This is a genomic window from Amazonocrinis nigriterrae CENA67 (assembly GCF_016056305.1).
Lineage (GTDB): Bacteria > Cyanobacteriota > Cyanobacteriia > Cyanobacteriales > Nostocaceae > Amazonocrinis > Amazonocrinis nigriterrae.
Genome location: NZ_JAECZC010000015.1, coordinates 43,086 through 62,410 on the forward strand (window position 1 = coordinate 43,086; position 19,325 = coordinate 62,410).

The window sequence follows — 19,325 nt, forward strand, 5'->3', positions numbered from 1 at the left end:
CCCGTTACCCTTCCCAATCCCCACCTTACCTTTTCTTCCTTGCATTTACCTTGAGGTATCTATTTATGGAAACTATCAATCAAACTCACGCTCATACTCATACTCATAGTCATGTTAATTTCCATCCACCTAACTATAAAAAATCTGGATGGTTTAACAATATCCTCAATCCCTTACGTAATGTCGTAGATGGATTTGAGATTAAAAATTATCGACTCGCTCATTTGATTTGTCAAGTAATTCCTTGTTGCTGTCCTTTTGAGCGAACTATTAATTTATTTGGGCGGACTTTGCATATTCCACCTTTATGCAAACTGAATCCGTTATATGACGAATTTGTAGGAATGCGTTTTCGTGCTTTATCTTACCTCACTGATGTGTGTGGTGAAGATGTCACGAAATATATTTGTTAGTTATTTGTCAGTGGTCAGTGGTCAGTTGTTAGTGGTCAACAGTCAATAGTGAGTGGTCAGTAGTGAAAACTAACAATGTGCAAAAAAAACAATTAACAACTAACGACTGACAACTGACCCTTACGGGTTCGGCAGTTGCTTCAAGTCGGGGAACCCGCCCAACGCACTGCCTCACAACTAACAAAGAACAATTAATGCCATCCAGCAAGAGAAGAGAGATGAAAATCACCCAAGGCAAAATCAACGAGTTGCTCAGTGAGCCGGGATGCGAACATAATCAGCATAAGCAGGGAGAAAAGAAAAACAAGTCTTGTACGCAACAAGCACAACCAGGGGCGGCTCAAGGTGGCTGCGCTTTTGATGGTGCAATGATTGCTCTAGTACCGATCGCCGATGCGGCTCATTTAGTCCACGGGCCGATCGCTTGTGCTGGCAATTCTTGGGGTAGTCGTGGTAGTCTCTCCTCTGGCCCCCAATTATACAAGATGGGTTTTACTACCGATATGACTGAAAATGATGTCATTTTCGGTGGTGAGAAAAAGCTTTATAAGGCAATTCTAGAAGTACAAGAACGCTACAAGCCAGCGGCGGTATTTGTCTACGCTACCTGTGTGACTGCTTTGATTGGCGATGATATCGATGCAGTCTGCAAAGTTGCTGCTGAAAAAACTGGTACTCCGGTCATCCCTGTTATCTCCCCAGGATTTATTGGCAGTAAAAATCTCGGCAACCGTTTTGGCGGTGAATCTTTATTAGAATATGTTGTCGGGACAGCAGAACCGGAAGAAACAACGCCCTATGATATTAACTTAATCGGTGAGTACAATATCGCCGGGGAGATGTGGGGAGTCACACCACTGTTAGAAAAGTTAGGTATTCGGGTATTATCCAAAATCACAGGCGATGCTCGCTATGAAGAAATTCGCTATGCCCACCGCGCCAAACTCAATGTGATGATTTGCTCGCGGGCGCTGCTGAATATGGCGAGAAAGATGGAGGAACGCTACGGCATTCCTTATATTGAAGAATCTTTCTACGGCATTGATGATATGAACCGCTGTTTGCGGAACATTGCTGCGAAGTTGGGTGATCCTGATTTACAAGAACGGACAGAAAAGCTGATTGCTGAAGAAACTGCTGCTTTAGATTTGGCGTTGGCTCCCTATCGCGCTCGTCTCAAAGGTAAGCGAGTTGTTCTTTATACTGGTGGTGTTAAGAGTTGGTCGATTATCTCGGCTGCTAAGGACTTGGGTATCGAAGTTGTTGCTACTAGTACGAGAAAAAGTACTGAGGAAGACAAAGCCAAGATTAAGAAGTTAATCGGCAATGATGGCATCATGCTGGAAAAGGGCAACGCTAAGGAACTGTTACAACTGGTTAAAGACACCAAAGCAGATATGCTGATTGCTGGTGGTCGTAACCAATACACAGCCCTAAAAGCGCGGATTCCTTTCTTAGATATTAACCAAGAACGCCACCATCCTTACGCAGGTTATGTGGGGATGATTGAAATGGCTAGAGAACTGTACGAAGCCCTTTATAGCCCCATTTGGCAACAAATACGTAAGCCGGCGCCTTGGGATGAAGATGAAGGCATCTTGGAAGGTAGGGATACCGATCATTCTCTGTTTGCCTCGATGGAGGAGATAATTTAAATGGCGATCGTTACCGTTCCCAATAAATCAGTTGCAGTTAATCCCCTCAAGCAAAGCCAAGCTTTGGGCGCATCCTTAGCATTCTTGGGATTGAAAGGAATGATTCCTTTATTCCACGGTTCCCAAGGTTGTACCGCCTTCGCTAAAGTTGTGCTTGTACGGCATTTTCGGGAAGCTATTCCCCTAGCCACTACAGCCATGACGGAAGTGACTACCATTTTGGGTGGTGAAGAAAATTTAGAGCAAGCAATTCTCACTTTGGTAGAAAAGGTAAATCCCGAAATTATCGGTTTGTGCAGCACAGGATTGACAGAAACTAGAGGCGATGATATTGAGCGGTTTATCAAAGATATCCGCAAACGTCACCGCGAACTAGATCACCTGCCTATTGTCTTTGCTCCCACACCTGATTTTAAGGGTGCGTTGCAAGATGGTTTTGCTGCTGCTGTGGAAAGTATAGTTAGGGAAGTTCCGAAAGCAGGCGGAATCAGAACTGAGCAAGTAACGATTTTGGCGGGTTCTGCTTTCACGCCTGGGGATGTGCAGGAAATCAAAGAGATGGTGACGGCTTTTGGTTTAGTACCCATCTTTGTACCTAACCTTGGCGCTTCCCTGGATGGACATTTAGAAGATGGCTATAACGCTATCACAGCCAGCGGCACCACTGTCAAACAGTTACAAGAAGTCGGTAGTTCTGCCTTCACTATCGCCTTGGGTGAAAGTATGCGCGGTGCTGCCAAAATTCTCGAAGAACGGTTTGGCATTCCTTACGAGGTGTTTGGCGAATTAACTGGCTTGGAACCAGTGGATGAATTTTTGCAGGCATTGGCGATTTTGAGTAGCAATAGTGTACCAGAAAAATACCGCCGCCAACGTCGCCAACTGCAAGATGCCATGCTGGATACTCACTTCTACTTCGGTGCGAAGAGAGTTTCCTTAGCGCTGGAACCTGACTTGTTATGGTCAACGGTGAATTTCCTGCAATCGATGGGAAGCCAAATTCATGCAGCCGTGACAACCACAAAATCGCCACTGTTGGAACAATTACCGATTAAGAGCGTGACCATCGGTGATTTAGAAGACTTTGAACAATTAGCAGTGGGTTCTGATCTGCTGATTGGTAATTCTAATGTAAACGCGATCGCTAAACGTCTGTCAATTCCTTTGTACCGTCTCGGCATTCCCATTTATGACCGTTTGGGTAATGGGCAATTTACCAAAGTTGGCTATCGCGGCACAATGGAGCTTTTATTTGGTATTGGTAACCTCTTTTTAGAGCAAGAAGAGTCATTAGTCCTTAGTCCTTTGTCATTGGTAAAAGACAACTGACCGCTGACAACTGACAACTAACAACTGACAACTAACAACTGACAACTAACAATGAAAATTGCCTTTACGACAAGTGACCACGTTCATATCAATGCTCACTTCGGATGGGCAAGAGAAATTGATGTTTATGAAATCTCCAATGAGGGATATCAATTTCTAGAAACTCTCTCATTTTCTGGCGAACTCAAAGAAGATGGTAATGAGGATAAAATCACACCCAAACTTGAAGCTCTAAGCGATTGTACCATTGTTTATGTAACGGCAATTGGTGGTACTGCTGCTGCTAAATTAATCAAGAAAGGTGTGACTCCAGTTAAGGCGCGATCAGAAGAAGAAGAAATTAATGAAGTACTCACTAAATTAGTGCAAACCCTTAAAGGCAATCCTCCGCCTTGGCTGCGTAAAGCTTTACAGCAAAAAACCTCAAACTTTGCAGATGAAGTAGAAAATGAAGCAACGGTATGAGTGAAAATAATAGCGTTAATGGAACCGCGACAACTGTAGTTGCAGAATCTCCTTTTTTGAAGTCGTTAGTTTTCCAAATCCGAGGACAAGATAATTATGGAGTTTACCGCAATTGGTCGGATGAATTAATTCTCAAACCCTTTGTTGTCACTAAACAGAAAAAACGTGAAATTTCTGTTGAGGGTGAGGTTGACCCGGTGACACAGGCGCGAATTATGGCATTTTTCCGCGCTATCGCCGCCGGAATTGAAAAAGAAACAGGTTTGATATCTCAAGTGGTAATTGACTTGAGTCATGAAGGATTCGGCTGGGCATTAGTTTTTTCTGGTCGGCTTTTGCTAGCTGTAAAAACCTTGCGAGATGCCCATCGCTTTGGTTTTGATTCTCTAGAGAAACTAGCTGAAGAAGGAGATAAGTTTGTCCAAAAAGGAATTGATTTAGCGAAACGCTTCCCCGAAGTTGGCAAACTTTAGAAGTGCTGAGTGCTGAGGAGCCACTGCGTTGGGCGGCTTTGCCGACTTGAAGCATGTGGCGTTGCTGAGTGCTGAGTGAATAGTAAGAAGTTATGAGTTAGAAGTTATGAATTAACAATTACATAACTCACAACTCATAATTAATAGACTTCTTGCATAAATCTTTTTTTGTCTCACGCAAAGGCGAGGCAGCGCGTTGGGCGGGTTTCCCGACTTGAAGCGACTGCCGTCGCAAAGACGCAAAGAAAAGAACGCTAAGAATGACTTTTGCAAGAGGTCTAATGTAGATAATTCAAAATTCAGCACTCATAAGTTATCACTTATAACTCAGCACTCAGCACTTAGCACTCAGCACTTAATGAGGAGAAGTTGATGGTGCAGGCAGGAGAAACAAATATTGAGGAACTGAAAGGGCAGATTAGAAAGCTTAATAGTAAAGCGGGTCAGATGAAGATGGATCTGCATGATTTAGCGGAAGGTCTGCCAACTGATTACAAAAACCTTATGGATGTGGCGGCTGCAACTTATGAAATCTATCGTGAGTTAGATGAACTTAAGCAACAGCTGAAGAAATTGGAGAATGCTAAATGATCAACCCCCCAGATATTTAGGATCAATCCCAAATCCAAAATCTAAAATCCAAAATCCCCAAGCCCCCGAATCAATTTGTGGGGTCAATCCCAAATCCAAAATCTAAAATCCAAAATTCTATGGCTGGGACTATTGAAGAATTCAAAAAGCTCGTAGATACAGAAGAATTTTTGCAGTTTTTTAATCTGCCCTACGACGAAAAATTTGTGAATGTAAATCGTCTTCATATTTTGAAGAAGTTTTCCCAATATATTCGGGAAATTGATGATAATTCTCCTGATCTGAGTGCAGAAGAAAAGCTCAATCAATATTCTTTAGCTTTACAAAAAGCTTATGAGGTTTTTCTGGAATCAACACCCCAAGAACAAAAGCTGTTCAAGGTATTTAACGAGAAGCCTAAGAATGTAGTCACGCTGACAGAAATCACTTCTGATTAGGAGTTACAAAGTGATAAACCTAACGCCTACAGAGTTAGAACGCTATAGTCGCCAAATGATGCTCCCGAATTTTGGCGAAGTAGCTCAGAAGCGCCTCAAGTCAGCGACGGTTCTGGTTACGGGTGTGGGGGGATTAGGCGGTACGGCGGCACTTTACTTAGCAGTAGCGGGTGTTGGGCGGCTAATCCTTGTCCGAGGTGGTGACTTGCGACTGGATGATATGAATCGTCAAGTTCTGATGACGGATGATTGGGTAGGTAAACCAAGGGTTTTCAAAGCAAAGGAAACTCTGGAGGCGATCAATCCCGACATCCAGATAGAAGCAGTTCATGAGTATATCACCCCGGAAAATGTAGACTCTTTGGTGCAATCTGCTGATATGGCGCTGGACTGCGCGCACAATTTCACGGAACGCGATTTGTTAAATGCAGCTTGTGTGCGTTGGCGCAAACCAATGGTGGAAGCCGCAATGGATGGGATGGAGGCGTATTTGACAACGATTATTCCTGGTGTGACTCCTTGTTTATCCTGTCTGTTTCCTGAGAAGCCTGAGTGGGATCGGCGCGGCTTTTCGGTTCTGGGCGCTGTTTCGGGAACTTTGGCTTGTCTGACAGCGCTGGAAGCGGTGAAGTTGATCACTGGGTTTAGTCAACCTCTGTTGTCACAATTGCTGACAATTGATTTTAACCGAATGGAATTTGCTAAACGCCGATCTGGGCGCGATCGCTCTTGTCCAGTCTGTGGTAACACTGCACCCTGGAGATACGCGCAATCCAATTCGATGGAACCCACCAGTAGCAATTGCACACATTAGTCAGTGGTCAGTGGTCAGTAGTCAGTAGTCAATGGTTATTAGTTATTTAACAACTGACAACTAACAACTAACAACTGACAGCTAACAAACCTACACCCGAAACCAGAACAATTAATCGCTACAAATTAGGAGGCTTAATGACCGTTACTTTGACAGAAAAAGCAGAATTTCGTTTGCGAGCATTTTTGCGAGGTTCCGCTCCTGACGAGAATGGTGCAACTAAAGGTGTCCGCATTTCTGTAAAAGATGGTGGTTGCAGTGGCTACGAGTATGTGATCGATATCACTAGCAAACCCCAACCAGATGATTTAGTTATTGAGCAAGGCAAGGTGCTGATTTATGTGGATGCTAAAAGTGCGCCTTTATTGGAAGGGGTGGTAATCGATTTTGTCGAAGGGGTAATAGAAAGCGGCTTTAAGTTTACTAACCCAAATGCAAGTGATACCTGTGGCTGCGGAAAGTCGTTTAAAGCAGGTGACTGCACGCCTACAGGTGTACCTTGCAGCTAAATAATTCGTAATTGTTCATGGGTAATTTGTAATTAATAAAATTACGAATTACGAATTACGAACTACTAATTATTTGAGGCGCTCCGCACTTTTTCTCGAAGAGTGGGAAAGATTGCACAACTTCGAGAAACCAACCGAATCGTATATTTGAGGAGAATCGGAAAATGGCTACCTACCAAGTTAGATTAATCAACAAAAAAGAAGACCTCGATACCACAATTGAAGTTGATGAAGATCAAAACATTGTGGATGCAGCAGAAGAAGCTGGTATTGAATTACCTTACTCTTGCCATTCAGGTGGTTGCTCAAGTTGTGTAGGTAAAGTAGTTGAAGGTGAAGTAGATCAAGAAGATCAACTGTTCTTGGATGACGAGCAACTTGAGAAAGGTTTTGCTCTACTTTGTGTTAGCAAACCACGTTCTAATTGCACGATTAAGACACATCAAGAAGCATATCTCGTGTAAGCGATCGCTTTGGTTGCTATCCTTAGCAATCAATTAAAGAACAAAGTATGAAGTATGAAGTATATGTATTTACTTCATACTTCATACTTCATGTTTTATTGTTAAAATGTTTACTCCTTTTAGCGTGATTGGTTGCTCATTAGAATTACTCAGAACAGGAGAACGAGGCATTGTTACTTTCTGCAAAATTCAAGATGAGAAAATCCATACAAAAATAACATCAATCGGCGTGACAACAGGCACTATCATCACTTTAGAACAACAATTTCCTTCTTTAATCATCAAAATTGGTAATATATCCTGGAATATAGAACGAGAAGTTGCCCGCGCTATTTATGTTCGGATTATTGATAATTGATTAGTATGGACGCAAGGTTTTGCGCCCATAATATTTATTCACCCTCAAATAAACTCAAAAGCTTTATGGGCGATTTGCTTTTAAAAGCAAGTCGCCTATTTGTCAATCAACAGCAACTATCACGTCTGATGATTTAATTACAGCATAAGCCTGCTTGCCCTCCGCAAGTCCAAGCTTTTCCGCTGATGATTTGGTAATAATTGACACTAGTTCTATTCCAGGTGCTAATTCTAAAGTCACTTCAGTATTGACTGAACCAGTTACAACTTTTTTGACTGTGGTTTTGAGCGAATTACGAGCGCTAATTTCCATGTTTTAATTTCCTTTTAGTTATTTATACTTGCCACTTTAACAAGCTTTGATACTAGTAATAAGATTATTCAAGATTTCTTAATTTTTTAAGAGATATATCTAATACACTATGTCTTTCAATAGCGACACCTCTATTTGATAGATTATATCGAGATACTACTTAGTTAATCTCAGCAAGGTTTAAAACACTATTACTAAATGTTGATAATCTTGACATCAACGTAAAACTGAGAAGCGATAGTACTTCTATAAAACTTACACAAAACCAGACGCTGTAGCGGCAATTCATTAATTATCACTATATGAAAATAAAGGTTTTAATTATTCTCTGTGTAAATCCTATCTTATTTCAGTTATGAGGCTTGATTTTAATTACAAACCACAGACAATATCAATGTGGCATAGATCTATCTTTTGACAATCAGGTAATAGATTAATTTTATTGACAAGCATTCAGAGCCTATTTATAAAGTAAATATTAAGTAGGGGAGGCAAAAAGCGGTGTGGATGTTCCTCCCCACCGAACTTCAGAGCGGCGGAAGCCGCCGCTCTGAGTTCTCGCTTTATTGCCGTTGTGTTACGGCGTTTGCTAGGATTTCGGAGTTTGAGAGAGTGAGGATTAGCCGTAACGCACCATTTTTATCGGTGCGTTATAGCAACGCTTAACGCACCCTACAATTTAAGGTTTACTTTATAAATCATCTCTCATATAATTGCTAGCTAATTAGGTTACTTTTGTAAGTAAGTATCTATCTTAATTCTTGATTTATAACTGTAAAATTAGTTGCTTTTTCAATTTATTTTAAGTAATTATATGTCTGGGTATCTTAACAAATGATTCATAATTTAAACTTATCAGAGTGATAATATATAGGTAAGCTAAATTGTTGCTAGTGAACCTAAACTTCAGCAAAAAGCGATTACAGGGTTATCTAAGACATTCTCATCTTAATAGTGGTTAAACATAAAAATTGGGTAGACAGTGAAAAAGCATACACACATAATTAATGGGAAAATGCATAAATCTTCTCCCAATCAATAACCACATTTATTAAGGTATGAAATGGACTTAATACTTCTGGAAAAGGGTGTCTATGTTCCGTAACCGCTTTTTTAGGTGGCAAATATCGATTCCTCACAATTCAACTTGAATTTGAGTTAGGCGCATAGGCGTTCAGTGCAGCTAAGCAAATGCAGTTTGGGAAGAATTGCAGCAGTTTAGAAATTGCCCTACTTGCAAAAAATTTAAGGAGCAAGAGTTATGCGAGCCAAACAAATCATGACTCAAGATGTAGCTACTATTCGCGGTTCCGCTACTGTAGCAGAAGCAGTCAAACTATTAAGGCTCAAAGAATTACGGGCGTTAATTGTGGAACCTCGTAACAGCGGTGATGCTTACGGTATTGTTACTGAAATGGATATTGTAGGCAAAGTTGTTGCTTATGGAAAAGACCCACAAGAGGTGCATGTTTATGACATAATGAGCAAACCCTGCATCGTCGTTGATCCTGACCTTGATGTAGAATATGTGGCGCGGTTATTTGCGAACACAGGTGTATGGCGTGCGCCTGTCATCCGAGGTGAATTACTTGGTATTATTTCTGTCACAGATATTATCAATAAAGGAAACTTTCTAGAAAAACCAAAATTGTTATTCTTGCGAAAAGAACTCTTGAAAGCTATATCTAATGCTCGTTCAGTTTCTGCTAACTATGGCCCTGATTCTAAAAGAGCAATTGAAGCTTGGGATTTAGTAGATGAACTCGAAGCAGAAGCAGGTTTTTATGGCGCACCAAAACCAGAAAAAACTGCAAGAGAGTTATTCTCTGAGCAACGTAAACCAGTAGCTGTTGGTTAACTCGCATTCAACAACGAGATTTCCGACTTTTTTGAAAAGTCGGAAATCTGAGCTTTTAGTTTTGAATTTTGTACAATTCAAACAAAAATTATTTATATATTCTTTTATTTAAGAATGGTGGGCATTGTCCACCATTTTATTTGTTGAGCAAACTTACACGAGGCGAGAGATATGAATAATTTGACAGATGTTACTAAACAATGGTTGACAACAAAAGGTTACAGTTTTGTAGATTTGAATCAGCATGGTGAAAATGGCGATACAGCTTTGATGAAAGCCACAAGAGAAGGAATTTACCAAGTTGTTAAAGAACTGATTGATGCAGGTGCAGATGTAAATTCAAGAAACAATGATGGAAACAATGCTTTATGGTTTGCTTGTTTTGGCAATCACTACGATTTAATTACTTTACTGTTGTCGTCAAAAATTAATATTGATAATCAAAATGATAATGGTGCAACTGTCTTAATGTATGCAGCTTCTGCTGGAAAAACTGAAGTAGTCAAGTTGCTTTTACAACATCAACCTAATCTGTATTTGCAAAACTTAGATGATTATAAAGCGATAGATTTTGCAAGTAATGTAGAAGTTTTAAGGATACTGAAAAATGCTACAAAAAAATAATCTAGGCAAAGCGTATCATGATGCTACCAAGCATTCTTACTTATCAGTGCAGATGAATCCTAATTATGTAGATGCATCAACTCAACCGTCTACATTTAAAGTTTATCCCAAATTTTATAGACGTGTGCAATTAAATGTCAATAATCCAGTGCATTCTTTTATCTGGTTGACTAGTGCTATCACCCTTGAGAAAGTATATAAGGATGTGCCTTATAAACTCCGTGTAAATCCCTCAGCAGGCGCTCTTTATCCCACAGAAGTTTATGTACAGGTTCGCGGAGTGCATGGAATGGTAGATGGTGTATATCATCTAGAAGTTGAGAATAATTGTCTAACACTAATCTATGAATTAATTGATGATGGGTTAGAGAGTTACATTATACCGACCAAATGTATCAGCGGATTCATTTTTTTAATTAGTTGCGTTTATTATAGGTCTAGTTGGAAATATCAAGACAGAAGCCTGAGATATTGCTTTTTGGATAGCGGACACCATTTAGGTGCTATTGCTGCATCAGCATATCTTCATAGCAAGGATATACAGTTAATTTTCGACTTCGATAAACTTGCTCTCAATACAGATTTAGGTTTTGAGAATAAAGAGTTTATTACAGCTTGTGCAATTTCGGGAAAAGCGCAAGAGAAGCAAACGAGACGCTTAAGGCTGAAGGTGCCTTTTGTCTGCGCTACTGATTATTTTGAAGCGAATCAATTTATTGAAACTAGCTACAAAGCAACAGCAGTACAGCAGAGTTACCAACAGCAACTCAAGCAGCCTCAGTTGAAATTTGATCGAGATAAATTCTATCAGACTATTTTCAACAGACGTTCATGTAGACGTTTCCGGAAAAAGTGTATTTCTCAAGAAGAATATTTATATATATGGCAGCAACTTGAGCAGCCATTACCGACTGAGAACTATGAGGAAATAGAAATTTACTCGGTTGTGCATCGAGTAGAGGGGATGTCACCAGGGTTATATAAAGGTAAGCATCTGCTGAAGGCTGGTGATTTCAGTGAGCAGACAGGTTACTTATGCATAAATCAAGCTATAGCGAGAGATTGTGCTGTAACTTTGTTTTTTGTGTCTGACTATAAAAGTTATCAAACTGCTATGCAAATAGCCGGTTTTATCGGACAAAGAGTTTATCTGGGTAGCAACTATATGGCAATTCAATGTAGTGCAATTGGTGCTTATTATGATGACGAAACTCAAAGATTCTTAGAAACAACTAAAGATGTTCTCTATGCAATGGCAATTGGAAATTAAGTAGTAAGGTAAGAACGATGGCTAGAAGAAAGTATTCATTTAATGGTAACGAATTTCATCCAATGCAGCCGACATCGGCAGATATTATTTTGCGGCAGCAACTAGAGTATTCTATTAGTAAGTACTTTTACGAAGCTTGCGATCGCACAATTCAAAATCTTTTATCTACTTGTCGGTGGTACGTGACAACCCACGCTAGCGCCATGACATTAGTAATTGAATGTCCCGACCAAGTTACTAACTGGCGTGTCTTACAAAAAATTGTGCCGATGGGGACATTACTCAACAAAATTGTCACCAGTGCTAAAATTCGCGTCTGTCCTCCAGAAGGTCAAGGTGTACCCTTTGAAATGAGAGTAGATGAACTCGCTGTTTACCGTGATATGGCTGGATAGGGAGATGAGGAAGATGAGGAAGATGAGGAAGATAAGGGAGAAATTGTCACCCACATTCTGCACATCTCAAATCTCAAATCAATGAAAATAGAGTATCGATGTATTAATTTTAAACATTCTGTCTGATAATTGCAGCTACCTCTTCAAAAACCAGGTCAGCGGAATGTTTAACAACAGGGCTTAATTCTAGTCCCAAATCAAGATTTGCCGCTTCAATTAAATAAACTGTCACATCTTCGGGAAAGTCATCCTGAAATATTTTGCGTCCAGCGGCTAAAGCGTTATCCCAACGAAAATCATGCAAGTTATAACTAGGTTCCGGCAAAGCTTCCAATTCTTTGCCTGGAACTTTAAATATAGCACCCGGTTCTGAATTAGTTGAACTGGCATCAATAATTATTAATTGTTTGCTACCTCTAGCTTGAAACATCACTTCCATTCCTGCGGTGCCACAGTCATACACTCGCACATCAGGATGATGATTTTCGGCTAGATATTTTTGTAAGCGTTGGGCAATAATTACGCCTACAGCGTCGTCACTGCGGTTCAAATTTCCGCAACCGATAATTGTGAGCATGACATGCTAAGGATTCTCTAAACTATAGAATGTAGTCACACTTATGGAATAAAACTGTATACTAAATACATATTCTTCAGGTAATTAGGAAGTTGGATGCCTACCAACGCGCAATTGAAGGGTTTATATCGAATCTGTTACCAGTTAACATATCTAATATTTCAGCCTATTCACCTCATTTGCATTGACGATCGGACTCAAAATCTATATATACTGGCAGGGCAAAACGAGGAAATAGAGTTTGAAATTACTGTAAATGGGGAGGTGCTTTAATGAGTCAAATTGATTACACTGCTATGTCTGATCAAGAGTTAAAAGAGTATTTCATAAAGCATCGAGAAGATAAAGTTGCACTTCAAGCTTATTTAGAACGTCGTCGGGGACGAAGACTCGAAGTAATTACTACAATAGATGATCCTGAATTTGACAGTAAAATTCAAGCAGCTATTCGTCAGCAAATTAGTGATAAACAAGGTTAAGTAACAGACTTTGATTGCTAAATATCGATTTTATTATAGTTAGCTTAGAGGTTGTTTGAAAAGTCTAATTTATGACTTGTTTTACCGACTAGAAGTCGCAGCTACACATACAAAATCCACCTACCCTACCCTGCGAAAACACCTTCGGTGAACGGGTTCTGCGAAGCAGTACGTGGGTTAAAAACCCTTAATGTTTTATTAGTCCGCGGAGGCGGACTTCGTTTGTGTAGTAGCGAATTCTATTCGCCCAATACCTCGACCGGAAAAACAATGATCATGTTAGATTTAACATGTAACAAAACAGGTATTTTAAGTTATGAGCTTCAGTGATGTGGTAGAAGCAATCAAAGGTCTTTCATTTGAAGAAAAGCAAGAACTCCAACTTCTACTCAGACAGTATCTACGAGAAGAACGCCGAGAGGAAATATATGAAAACTTCAAAACAGCACAGCGAGAAGAACAAAACGGTGAGCTAAAGTTTCCGTCTAATATTAACGAACTGAAACAATTAATAGAAGAGTAATGCTAGAAGAATGTATTTAGTAAAAACTTCATGATACTTATTTTTATCTGTTATTATCAATCATGGCACATAAACGAACTCTCAATAAAAAGCGTTTGACGAGAAAACAGGTTCAAGAATTGATTGAATCTGAAGGAAAACTGCACGAAGAGTTCACAAAGTTTTTTGAAGTAACTGATTCAACTGGATATAAGGATCAGCCCCTAGTCTATGAGTTACCTAATGACAAATTCTTATTTGTTTTTGATCCTAATGATCTTAGTACTCCTGCTAAAGGAGATATTTATCCAAAAGAATATTTTTTAAAATTTGTTCAACAGACACAAAAAATTAGAGAATATTGTGCCAATAATCGAGGTAATTCTGTTGCTCATTGGTATTATTACTCAAAATATAAGGTAGAACTCATAAATCACATTGATGAATTAATTCATGAGCTTGGAGAACAGCTACAAATTAATCATCGGCAGCTTGATTTCTCGTATATGAGTTTGGATATTATATCCAAAAAAGCTGAAGCTTATGGAATTAATGAAATACAAAGCAATTTATATGATAACTTAGTTGCTTATGTAGGTGAAATTCTGAAACATAGAAAAAATGGGCATTGGGCTATTAATAGTGATTCTATAGATATAAAATATCCATACATCAGTGCAGGTGTTGATGGTGTGATGATGCCAATTAATGTAATTTGGCTAGAAATAATTGATATTGAACCGATAGATTTACGAAAACAAACTGCTAATGAGGTACAACGTTTTTCATTACGACAAACATAATTGCTACTATTTTAGATTTTAGATTGTGAAATTAGGGGCAGGTTCACCAAGCTCATCAATTAACAATTGATAATATTTTTAAACCCGCCCCTATCAGTTCTCGATTTTTTGAAAAATCAATATCTGGTAGAAACTAAAACTCTACACCATGTTTTTTGGCGATTTCAACAAGTTTCTCACACTGATGTTGTGATGCTTGAGTTAATATTGCTTGTGCTTGTTCTGGCGTATTTCCATCTTTAGGGATTAAATACTTGACATAAAGTGATACAAAATCAGCAATGATCGCTAAACCAGATAACCCATGTTTGTCAGCTTCTTTACCAGCGATCGCAGCTACTAAACCTGCTTTAATTGGATCTGGTTTGACCTTCATAAACTGATCAATAAGTTTAGGAACATATTCTGTTGGTGGTAAGTTATTTAACTTACTTGTTTCTGGAGTAAAATTACATCCTGCTGCTTTTGCCTGTTCTAAAACACACCATTCAATAAATTCTTGTAGTGCTATTTCGGGAAGGCGAGGGAGATATTTATGTAGCGCTATATCAGACACAAGCTTACCTTGTAAATTTGAGCTTTTTGGAGACAATAAGGCAAGCCTAACGCATCGTTTCTGAAAGTTTTAGTGTGTTACGCTACGGCTAATGCACTAGACAATAAATTAATTACTATCAAAACCTGTTGGTTGTGTATCAATTTGATCTTGTGCATGTAAAAAGCAACTTTTAAAGTGTTAAATTTCAGGAATTAGCTGCCCAAAGTAGGGAAATTTCGTACTTATTGAACATTGAATCGGCACTTACAAGCGTCATATCTTCTATCTGTGCCTGTGCTATCAACATCCTATCAAAAGGATCTCGGTGATGCAGTGGTAATGCAGCTGCTCGTAAAGCATGAGGTGATGTAATTTCCAGCGATCGCATTCTCAATAGTGCCATCCTACTAGAAATATAACTGTCTAGGGGGTCTTCCAAGGGTAACTTGCCGATCGCTACTTTTATCCCTATTTCCCAAATACTGGCGACTGAGAGCCATAATTCATTGGTTTCATCAGCAATATGGGCGATTGCTACCTCATTCAAATACTCTGGTTGTGTAAACCACCATAACCAGCACTGCGTATCTAGCAACAGTTTCACTCTTCACCGCCCTCAAACGCTGCCAAAATCTCTTCTGGCAAAGGTGCGTTGAAATCATCTGGCACTACAAAACGCCCTCTATCTTGCCCTAGACTACTGAGTCGATTTGATGAAGAGCGAAATGGCACCAACTTGGCGATGGGAACGCCTCGGTTAGAAATAATAATTTCTTCTCCCAGTTCTACGCGCGACAACAGCTTTGAGAGATTCGTTTTAGCTTGATGAATATTTACGGTTTCCATAAAATTAAACTAAGTCTATAAACTAAGTTTAGTTTAGTTATCATGGAGGTGCAAGGGCGATCGCTGTTGTTGGTGTATTGACAGTGGCAAATTTTTACAGCACAAGCAAGAACTATTATTGAGTGTGGTGATATAAAATATACATCAGTATTTATACCAATAAAACCGAGGTCAGATAGAATATGTCCAACAATTTCAAATATAGCCGTATTGCATTATCGCAACAGCTATCCCCCAGTAGGTTGGTCAGCTTCTATAGTTATAGTCATAAATTCTTCTCTTATGCCTTCGTTATTTCTAATGACCGCACAATATCTAACAAGGTAAAAAATATAGCTAATGACTAACTAAAAAACAAGTAGGCATTAGCTATTAATAACTTTTACGCAGTGCGAAAACGCGCTAATTCTTCGCCTGTCTTGGCATCGTGGGCGTGAACTGTACACACCAAACAAGAATCAAACGATCGCGCCACATGACCAACTTCTACAGGGTCGGTAGGATCATAGATGGGTGTCCCCACTAACGCTTCTTCAATGGGGCCGCGTTTGCCTTCACCGTCACGGGGGCCGATATTCCAAGTACCAGGGGCAATCACTTGGTAATTCTTAATCTTACCGCCTTCGACTTCTACCCAGTGACACAAAGAACCCCGCGCTGCTTCGGTTGCACCCCAACCTTTACCATCCTTTTCTTGGGGTTTAATATACCAAGGATCGTTTAATTTGAACTCGCGCAAACAATGTTCAGCTTGCCGATATAACTTGACAAGTTCGTGAACTCGTGCTAGCTGACGCACATGAATGTTAGCACCACCCATCCGCTTGAACACATCCAAAATCAAGCCGTCGTAGTGTTGCCAAGACTCTCCATGTTTACCACCAGCGACTAATTGACGTGCTAAAGGGCCAGCTTCCAAACGCCCGAAGTCTTTGTGTAGGACTGCACTTGCCCAAGAATAAGCGTTGTCAAAGTCTTTGGTATTGTTGGCGATGGGTTTAGTGGTGCGATCGCTTGGGTGCATATCCGCTGTGCCTTCATCGTACCAAGAATGTGTGGTATTCTCGCGGGTGAAGCTTTGATCCATCAAGGTATGAGTGTCGGTGAAACTGTCGTACACTCCACTTTTCATGATCATAGCGGCATTGCGTCCTTCAATGGTGGGCTTTTGATATTTATCCTCATGGGCTAAATATCCCCAAGTGACGTATTTACCAACACCGGCGCCATATCTATCTAAACCGATATCTAAACCCATGCGCCAATAAAAACCCAAATCGGAATCACGATGATTTATGTCTTCATCTAGCCATGACATAAAATCATCATATGTCTGGATTTCTTCGTAGCGTTCTAAAGAACAACCTAACCACACTGGTTCTAACCAATTGGTGCGGAAATATTCTAAAATCGCCCAAGCGCGGGTAATGTCTGTTAGGGTGGGGGCACACATGACGCCGCCGGGTACCATGTAGCTAGAATGAGGCCATTGTCCACCTAAAAGAGCATAAATTTCTACAGGTTTGGCAGAAATTGTGACACCTAATTCGTAAGATTTGCCAGTGAAAGCAGCAAAGCGCCTCACAGCTTCTTCATAGAAGCGACTACTGCGGTAATTTTTATTAGTTAAATCAATGGCAAATAAACCATAAAAATAGCGAGGTATGCTTTGAATTGTTTCAACAATTTGACCTAAATTTCTCGCTAAAATTGCATTGCGTGGAACTTCTGTTCCCCAAGCTGTATCTAATGCCCACGATGCACAAGTCAGGTGAGAACCGCCACAAATACCGCAAATGCGGGGTGTGACAATTAATCCGGCTTGGGGGTCTTTGCCGCGTAAGATAACTTCAAATCCGCGAAAAAGTTCAGCATGTGTCCAAGCATTGACGACGTATCCATCTGCGATTTCCACACGCACATCTAAATCGCCTTCAACTCTACCAACGGGCGATATATCTAATGTTTGAATTGGCATATTTGTTAGTTGTTAGTTGTTATTTGTTAGTTGTTAGTTGTCAGTAGTCAGTTGTTAGTTGCCACTGACCACTGACCACTGACTAAACTGTAAAAAAGTCTTCTTCTGCCCAAGCTGGGGCTGCATCTTTGGCAACCATTGTGAGTAAGGCGTAGTCTTTCTTTTTCACTCCTGGGGGTAATTCTTTGGGAACGCCCATCACTGTTTGAGTTTTAAATACGGTGCCGGGTTTGAGGTCAAAGAAGGGAAATTCTGGTTCTGTGCAACCTAAACAAGGCATTCCGGCGCGGGTTTTGGAGGAGACGCGGTTCCACAAAATGCGGTTGCAGGAGGAATGAGTCATGGGGCCGCGACACCCTAAGTCGTAGAATAAGCAACCTTTACGCTGACCAAATTCGGCGGTTGAGGCTTTGTAGGCAAAGTGGACGTTGCGAGTACAACCTGTTTGGGTGTAGGTGTTGAAGAAGGTTTGGGGGCGATGTAGTTCGTCTAAGGCGATGTCGGCGATGCGTCCAGTGGCGATCGCTACTAATATCTGCGTAATCCAATCGGGATGTGCAGGACATCCAGGGATGTTAATCACTGGTAGTCCTGCTTGAGAAACGAAATCTTTGCCTAAAAAGCCGCCTTCAGTACGCTTGAGAAATTGCAATCCTTGTGATTCGCTGGGGTTTGGTGTCATGGCGGGGATTCCTCCCCATGTGGCACAGTCTCCCACGGCTACGATAAATTTCGCAACTTTGGCAAGGTCTGTTAACCAATCTTTCATCGGGCGATCGGCAAACCGATTCCATTCGCCTGTGCCGTTGGGGGCGTTGACAACGCTACCTTCAAATACCAAAATATCGAGGGAAATTTTGCCCAATATGCAATTCCACAGCAGTGTTTGCAAGTTGTTGCCTAGTTCCAATCCCAAGGAGGGATGCCAAAGCACCTTAATACCAAAGTCGGCAATTAAATCACAGACTGTCGGTTCTTCGGCATTGAGAAATGACATGGTGTTACCTGAACAAGCACCACCTTGCAGCCAGAGTACGTTAGTCATCAGCTACACATTTTTCTATTGTTTACCATGCATGATCTAGGTGATAAAGCTTGTAGAGTATCACCCGTTTATGAGTGTTTATTTTTCAACATAAGGTATTTTTTGATTTATTTAAATTTAATTAAATATAAATTAATCTTTTTCCTAAATCTCAAGAAATAAATCAATAAGTAAAAAGGTTATACCAATTCCAAAAATATTTGCAAGATATAAATCGACTCTCCGGGGCGTACAGCTATACGCCCCTACCCATGTATCTGTATCAGTTATTTCGTGAAATGGTATTACATCTACAACGAATTTTACTAAAAGACGTGATAGTTATAACAGACATGAATATTCTCTTGAAGGAAAAAAACTTGAAATTTCAATACACTCTTAACAAGATACGCGACTTACTTAAATAAGTCGCGTATCTGTGGCTTATTAACTGAACTCAGCCAAACTTAAATATTCACATTTTTATCAACTTTTATAAGCGAATCAGGTGTATCGCGTTGTTTGACCTTGTGAAATAATATCATTATTGTAATGATTGATCAAGTAGTATTATTTCCCTAGTTCATCCCAAAATTCTCGTGTAAATCCTG

General features: G+C 40.2%; 26 protein-coding genes. 19 read left to right on the top strand and 7 right to left on the bottom strand.

The window, feature by feature from the left end:
• Positions 1 to 65 precede the first annotated feature (65 nt).
• The 11 genes from I8748_RS10935 (at position 66) to I8748_RS10985 (ending at position 7,508) form a co-directional block, all read left to right on the top strand.
• Positions 66 to 413 carry a Mo-dependent nitrogenase C-terminal domain-containing protein gene (locus tag I8748_RS10935; protein WP_198124606.1) on the top strand — a complete coding sequence of 116 codons (348 nt, stop codon included), beginning with the start codon at positions 66 to 68 and terminating at the stop codon, positions 411 to 413.
• Positions 414 to 631: 218 nt separating this feature from the next.
• The gene (nifE, locus tag I8748_RS10940; RefSeq protein ID WP_198124607.1) at positions 632 to 2,068 is read left to right on the top strand and encodes a nitrogenase iron-molybdenum cofactor biosynthesis protein NifE; all 1,437 of its coding nucleotides are present in this window, start codon (positions 632 to 634) and stop codon (positions 2,066 to 2,068) included.
• Complete coding sequence (gene nifN, locus I8748_RS10945) at positions 2,069 to 3,397, top strand: nitrogenase iron-molybdenum cofactor biosynthesis protein NifN (protein ID WP_198124608.1); 1,329 nt, start codon at positions 2,069 to 2,071, stop codon at positions 3,395 to 3,397.
• Between the two features lie 51 nt (positions 3,398 to 3,448).
• Positions 3,449 to 3,862 (top strand): nitrogen fixation protein NifX, encoded by a 414-nt coding sequence (gene nifX / locus I8748_RS10950; RefSeq protein ID WP_198124609.1) that lies wholly within the window; start codon positions 3,449 to 3,451, stop codon positions 3,860 to 3,862.
• Complete coding sequence (locus I8748_RS10955) at positions 3,859 to 4,335, top strand: NifX-associated nitrogen fixation protein (protein WP_198124610.1); 477 nt, start codon at positions 3,859 to 3,861, stop codon at positions 4,333 to 4,335. Before nifX ends, I8748_RS10955 begins: the two co-directional genes overlap by 4 nt.
• Positions 4,336 to 4,707: 372 nt before the next feature.
• Complete coding sequence (locus tag I8748_RS10960; protein WP_198124611.1) at positions 4,708 to 4,926, top strand: CCE_0567 family metalloprotein; 219 nt, start codon at positions 4,708 to 4,710, stop codon at positions 4,924 to 4,926.
• Positions 4,927 to 5,045: 119 nt separating this feature from the next.
• A complete protein-coding gene (nifW, locus tag I8748_RS10965; RefSeq protein ID WP_198124612.1) occupies positions 5,046 to 5,363 on the top strand; it encodes a nitrogenase-stabilizing/protective protein NifW in 318 nt (105 codons plus the stop codon).
• Positions 5,364 to 5,373: 10 nt separating this feature from the next.
• On the top strand, positions 5,374 to 6,177 hold the full coding sequence (locus tag I8748_RS10970) for a HesA/MoeB/ThiF family protein (protein ID WP_198124613.1): 804 nt from the start codon (positions 5,374 to 5,376) through the stop codon (positions 6,175 to 6,177).
• A gap of 137 nt (positions 6,178 to 6,314) precedes the next feature.
• Positions 6,315 to 6,686, top strand: coding sequence for a HesB/IscA family protein (locus tag I8748_RS10975; RefSeq protein WP_198124614.1), 372 nt, complete (start codon positions 6,315 to 6,317; stop codon positions 6,684 to 6,686).
• Between the two features lie 164 nt (positions 6,687 to 6,850).
• Entirely contained in the window at positions 6,851 to 7,150 is a 300-nt protein-coding gene (locus I8748_RS10980) for a 2Fe-2S iron-sulfur cluster-binding protein (RefSeq protein ID WP_198124615.1), read from the top strand.
• Positions 7,151 to 7,256: 106 nt separating this feature from the next.
• The gene (locus tag I8748_RS10985) at positions 7,257 to 7,508 is read left to right on the top strand and encodes a FeoA family protein (protein WP_198124616.1); all 252 of its coding nucleotides are present in this window, start codon (positions 7,257 to 7,259) and stop codon (positions 7,506 to 7,508) included.
• 102 nt (positions 7,509 to 7,610) lie between these two features.
• On the opposite strand, the gene I8748_RS10990 is transcribed toward I8748_RS10985, so the two are convergent.
• A complete protein-coding gene (locus I8748_RS10990; protein ID WP_096557466.1) occupies positions 7,611 to 7,820 on the bottom strand; it encodes a TOBE domain-containing protein in 210 nt (69 codons plus the stop codon).
• A 1,261-nt stretch (positions 7,821 to 9,081) separates the two neighbouring features.
• Between I8748_RS10990 and I8748_RS10995 the strand changes: the two genes are divergently transcribed.
• From I8748_RS10995 to I8748_RS11010, 4 genes are all read left to right on the top strand, one after another.
• Complete coding sequence (locus tag I8748_RS10995) at positions 9,082 to 9,678, top strand: CBS domain-containing protein (protein WP_198124617.1); 597 nt, start codon at positions 9,082 to 9,084, stop codon at positions 9,676 to 9,678.
• 171 nt (positions 9,679 to 9,849) lie between these two features.
• Positions 9,850 to 10,302 carry an ankyrin repeat domain-containing protein gene (locus I8748_RS11000; protein ID WP_198124618.1) on the top strand — a complete coding sequence of 151 codons (453 nt, stop codon included), beginning with the start codon at positions 9,850 to 9,852 and terminating at the stop codon, positions 10,300 to 10,302.
• Positions 10,286 to 11,572 carry a SagB/ThcOx family dehydrogenase gene (locus I8748_RS11005; protein ID WP_198124619.1) on the top strand — a complete coding sequence of 429 codons (1,287 nt, stop codon included), beginning with the start codon at positions 10,286 to 10,288 and terminating at the stop codon, positions 11,570 to 11,572. The genes I8748_RS11000 and I8748_RS11005 overlap by 17 nt, the downstream gene beginning before the upstream one ends.
• 17 nt (positions 11,573 to 11,589) lie before the next feature.
• Positions 11,590 to 11,967, top strand: coding sequence for a hypothetical protein (locus I8748_RS11010; protein ID WP_198124620.1), 378 nt, complete (start codon positions 11,590 to 11,592; stop codon positions 11,965 to 11,967).
• Positions 11,968 to 12,076: 109 nt separating this feature from the next.
• Here I8748_RS11010 and I8748_RS11015 read toward each other — a convergent pair whose 3' ends face one another.
• On the bottom strand, positions 12,077 to 12,544 hold the full coding sequence (locus I8748_RS11015; protein WP_198124621.1) for a hydrogenase maturation protease: 468 nt from the start codon (positions 12,542 to 12,544) through the stop codon (positions 12,077 to 12,079).
• Positions 12,545 to 12,640: 96 nt separating this feature from the next.
• On the opposite strand from I8748_RS11015, the gene I8748_RS36260 reads away from it, so the two are divergent.
• The 4 genes from I8748_RS36260 (at position 12,641) to I8748_RS11030 (ending at position 14,328) form a co-directional block, all read left to right on the top strand.
• Complete coding sequence (locus I8748_RS36260) at positions 12,641 to 12,817, top strand: DUF6888 family protein (RefSeq protein WP_404800300.1); 177 nt, start codon at positions 12,641 to 12,643, stop codon at positions 12,815 to 12,817.
• Complete coding sequence (locus tag I8748_RS11020) at positions 12,817 to 13,023, top strand: DUF6887 family protein (RefSeq protein WP_198124622.1); 207 nt, start codon at positions 12,817 to 12,819, stop codon at positions 13,021 to 13,023. Before I8748_RS36260 ends, I8748_RS11020 begins: the two co-directional genes overlap by 1 nt.
• A 316-nt stretch (positions 13,024 to 13,339) precedes the next feature.
• Positions 13,340 to 13,546, top strand: coding sequence for a hypothetical protein (locus I8748_RS11025; RefSeq protein ID WP_198124623.1), 207 nt, complete (start codon positions 13,340 to 13,342; stop codon positions 13,544 to 13,546).
• Between the two features lie 62 nt (positions 13,547 to 13,608).
• Positions 13,609 to 14,328 (top strand): hypothetical protein, encoded by a 720-nt coding sequence (locus tag I8748_RS11030; RefSeq protein WP_198124624.1) that lies wholly within the window; start codon positions 13,609 to 13,611, stop codon positions 14,326 to 14,328.
• Between the two features lie 133 nt (positions 14,329 to 14,461).
• Here I8748_RS11030 and I8748_RS11035 read toward each other — a convergent pair whose 3' ends face one another.
• From I8748_RS11035 to I8748_RS11055, 5 genes are all read right to left on the bottom strand, one after another.
• Positions 14,462 to 14,884 (bottom strand): hypothetical protein, encoded by a 423-nt coding sequence (locus I8748_RS11035; RefSeq protein WP_198124625.1) that lies wholly within the window; start codon positions 14,882 to 14,884, stop codon positions 14,462 to 14,464.
• A 187-nt stretch (positions 14,885 to 15,071) separates the two neighbouring features.
• On the bottom strand, positions 15,072 to 15,470 hold the full coding sequence (locus tag I8748_RS11040) for a type II toxin-antitoxin system VapC family toxin (protein WP_198124626.1): 399 nt from the start codon (positions 15,468 to 15,470) through the stop codon (positions 15,072 to 15,074).
• Positions 15,467 to 15,712 (bottom strand): type II toxin-antitoxin system Phd/YefM family antitoxin, encoded by a 246-nt coding sequence (locus I8748_RS11045; protein WP_198124627.1) that lies wholly within the window; start codon positions 15,710 to 15,712, stop codon positions 15,467 to 15,469. The genes I8748_RS11040 and I8748_RS11045 overlap by 4 nt, the downstream gene beginning before the upstream one ends.
• Positions 15,713 to 16,094: 382 nt before the next feature.
• Positions 16,095 to 17,690, bottom strand: coding sequence for a nickel-dependent hydrogenase large subunit (locus I8748_RS11050; protein ID WP_198124628.1), 1,596 nt, complete (start codon positions 17,688 to 17,690; stop codon positions 16,095 to 16,097).
• Positions 17,691 to 17,772: 82 nt separating this feature from the next.
• Positions 17,773 to 18,735 (bottom strand): hydrogenase small subunit, encoded by a 963-nt coding sequence (locus tag I8748_RS11055; RefSeq protein WP_198124629.1) that lies wholly within the window; start codon positions 18,733 to 18,735, stop codon positions 17,773 to 17,775.
• Positions 18,736 to 19,325: the final 590 nt, after the last annotated feature.

Bases quoted from the DNA above. Each gene is read 5' to 3' on its own strand.
- I8748_RS36260 (WP_404800300.1), top strand. From the start codon at position 12,641: ATGCCTACCAACGCGCAATTGAAGGGTTTATATCGAATCTGTTACCAG.
- I8748_RS11050 (WP_198124628.1), bottom strand. From the start codon at position 17,690: ATGCCAATTCAAACATTAGATATATCGCCCGTTGGTAGAGTTGAAGGC.
- I8748_RS11010 (WP_198124620.1), top strand. From the start codon at position 11,590: ATGGCTAGAAGAAAGTATTCATTTAATGGTAACGAATTTCATCCAATG.
- I8748_RS10990 (WP_096557466.1), bottom strand. From the start codon at position 7,820: ATGGAAATTAGCGCTCGTAATTCGCTCAAAACCACAGTCAAAAAAGTT.
- I8748_RS11015 (WP_198124621.1), bottom strand. From the start codon at position 12,544: ATGCTCACAATTATCGGTTGCGGAAATTTGAACCGCAGTGACGACGCT.
- nifE (WP_198124607.1), top strand. From the start codon at position 632: ATGAAAATCACCCAAGGCAAAATCAACGAGTTGCTCAGTGAGCCGGGA.
- I8748_RS10935 (WP_198124606.1), top strand. From the start codon at position 66: ATGGAAACTATCAATCAAACTCACGCTCATACTCATACTCATAGTCAT.
- I8748_RS11005 (WP_198124619.1), top strand. From the start codon at position 10,286: ATGCTACAAAAAAATAATCTAGGCAAAGCGTATCATGATGCTACCAAG.
- nifX (WP_198124609.1), top strand. From the start codon at position 3,449: ATGAAAATTGCCTTTACGACAAGTGACCACGTTCATATCAATGCTCAC.
- I8748_RS11055 (WP_198124629.1), bottom strand. From the start codon at position 18,735: ATGACTAACGTACTCTGGCTGCAAGGTGGTGCTTGTTCAGGTAACACC.
- nifN (WP_198124608.1), top strand. From the start codon at position 2,069: ATGGCGATCGTTACCGTTCCCAATAAATCAGTTGCAGTTAATCCCCTC.
- I8748_RS10975 (WP_198124614.1), top strand. From the start codon at position 6,315: ATGACCGTTACTTTGACAGAAAAAGCAGAATTTCGTTTGCGAGCATTT.
- nifW (WP_198124612.1), top strand. From the start codon at position 5,046: ATGGCTGGGACTATTGAAGAATTCAAAAAGCTCGTAGATACAGAAGAA.
- I8748_RS11045 (WP_198124627.1), bottom strand. From the start codon at position 15,712: ATGGAAACCGTAAATATTCATCAAGCTAAAACGAATCTCTCAAAGCTG.
- I8748_RS11000 (WP_198124618.1), top strand. From the start codon at position 9,850: ATGAATAATTTGACAGATGTTACTAAACAATGGTTGACAACAAAAGGT.
- I8748_RS10960 (WP_198124611.1), top strand. From the start codon at position 4,708: ATGGTGCAGGCAGGAGAAACAAATATTGAGGAACTGAAAGGGCAGATT.
- I8748_RS10995 (WP_198124617.1), top strand. From the start codon at position 9,082: ATGCGAGCCAAACAAATCATGACTCAAGATGTAGCTACTATTCGCGGT.
- I8748_RS11030 (WP_198124624.1), top strand. From the start codon at position 13,609: ATGGCACATAAACGAACTCTCAATAAAAAGCGTTTGACGAGAAAACAG.
- I8748_RS11025 (WP_198124623.1), top strand. From the start codon at position 13,340: ATGAGCTTCAGTGATGTGGTAGAAGCAATCAAAGGTCTTTCATTTGAA.
- I8748_RS10985 (WP_198124616.1), top strand. From the start codon at position 7,257: ATGTTTACTCCTTTTAGCGTGATTGGTTGCTCATTAGAATTACTCAGA.
- I8748_RS10955 (WP_198124610.1), top strand. From the start codon at position 3,859: ATGAGTGAAAATAATAGCGTTAATGGAACCGCGACAACTGTAGTTGCA.
- I8748_RS11020 (WP_198124622.1), top strand. From the start codon at position 12,817: ATGAGTCAAATTGATTACACTGCTATGTCTGATCAAGAGTTAAAAGAG.
- I8748_RS10980 (WP_198124615.1), top strand. From the start codon at position 6,851: ATGGCTACCTACCAAGTTAGATTAATCAACAAAAAAGAAGACCTCGAT.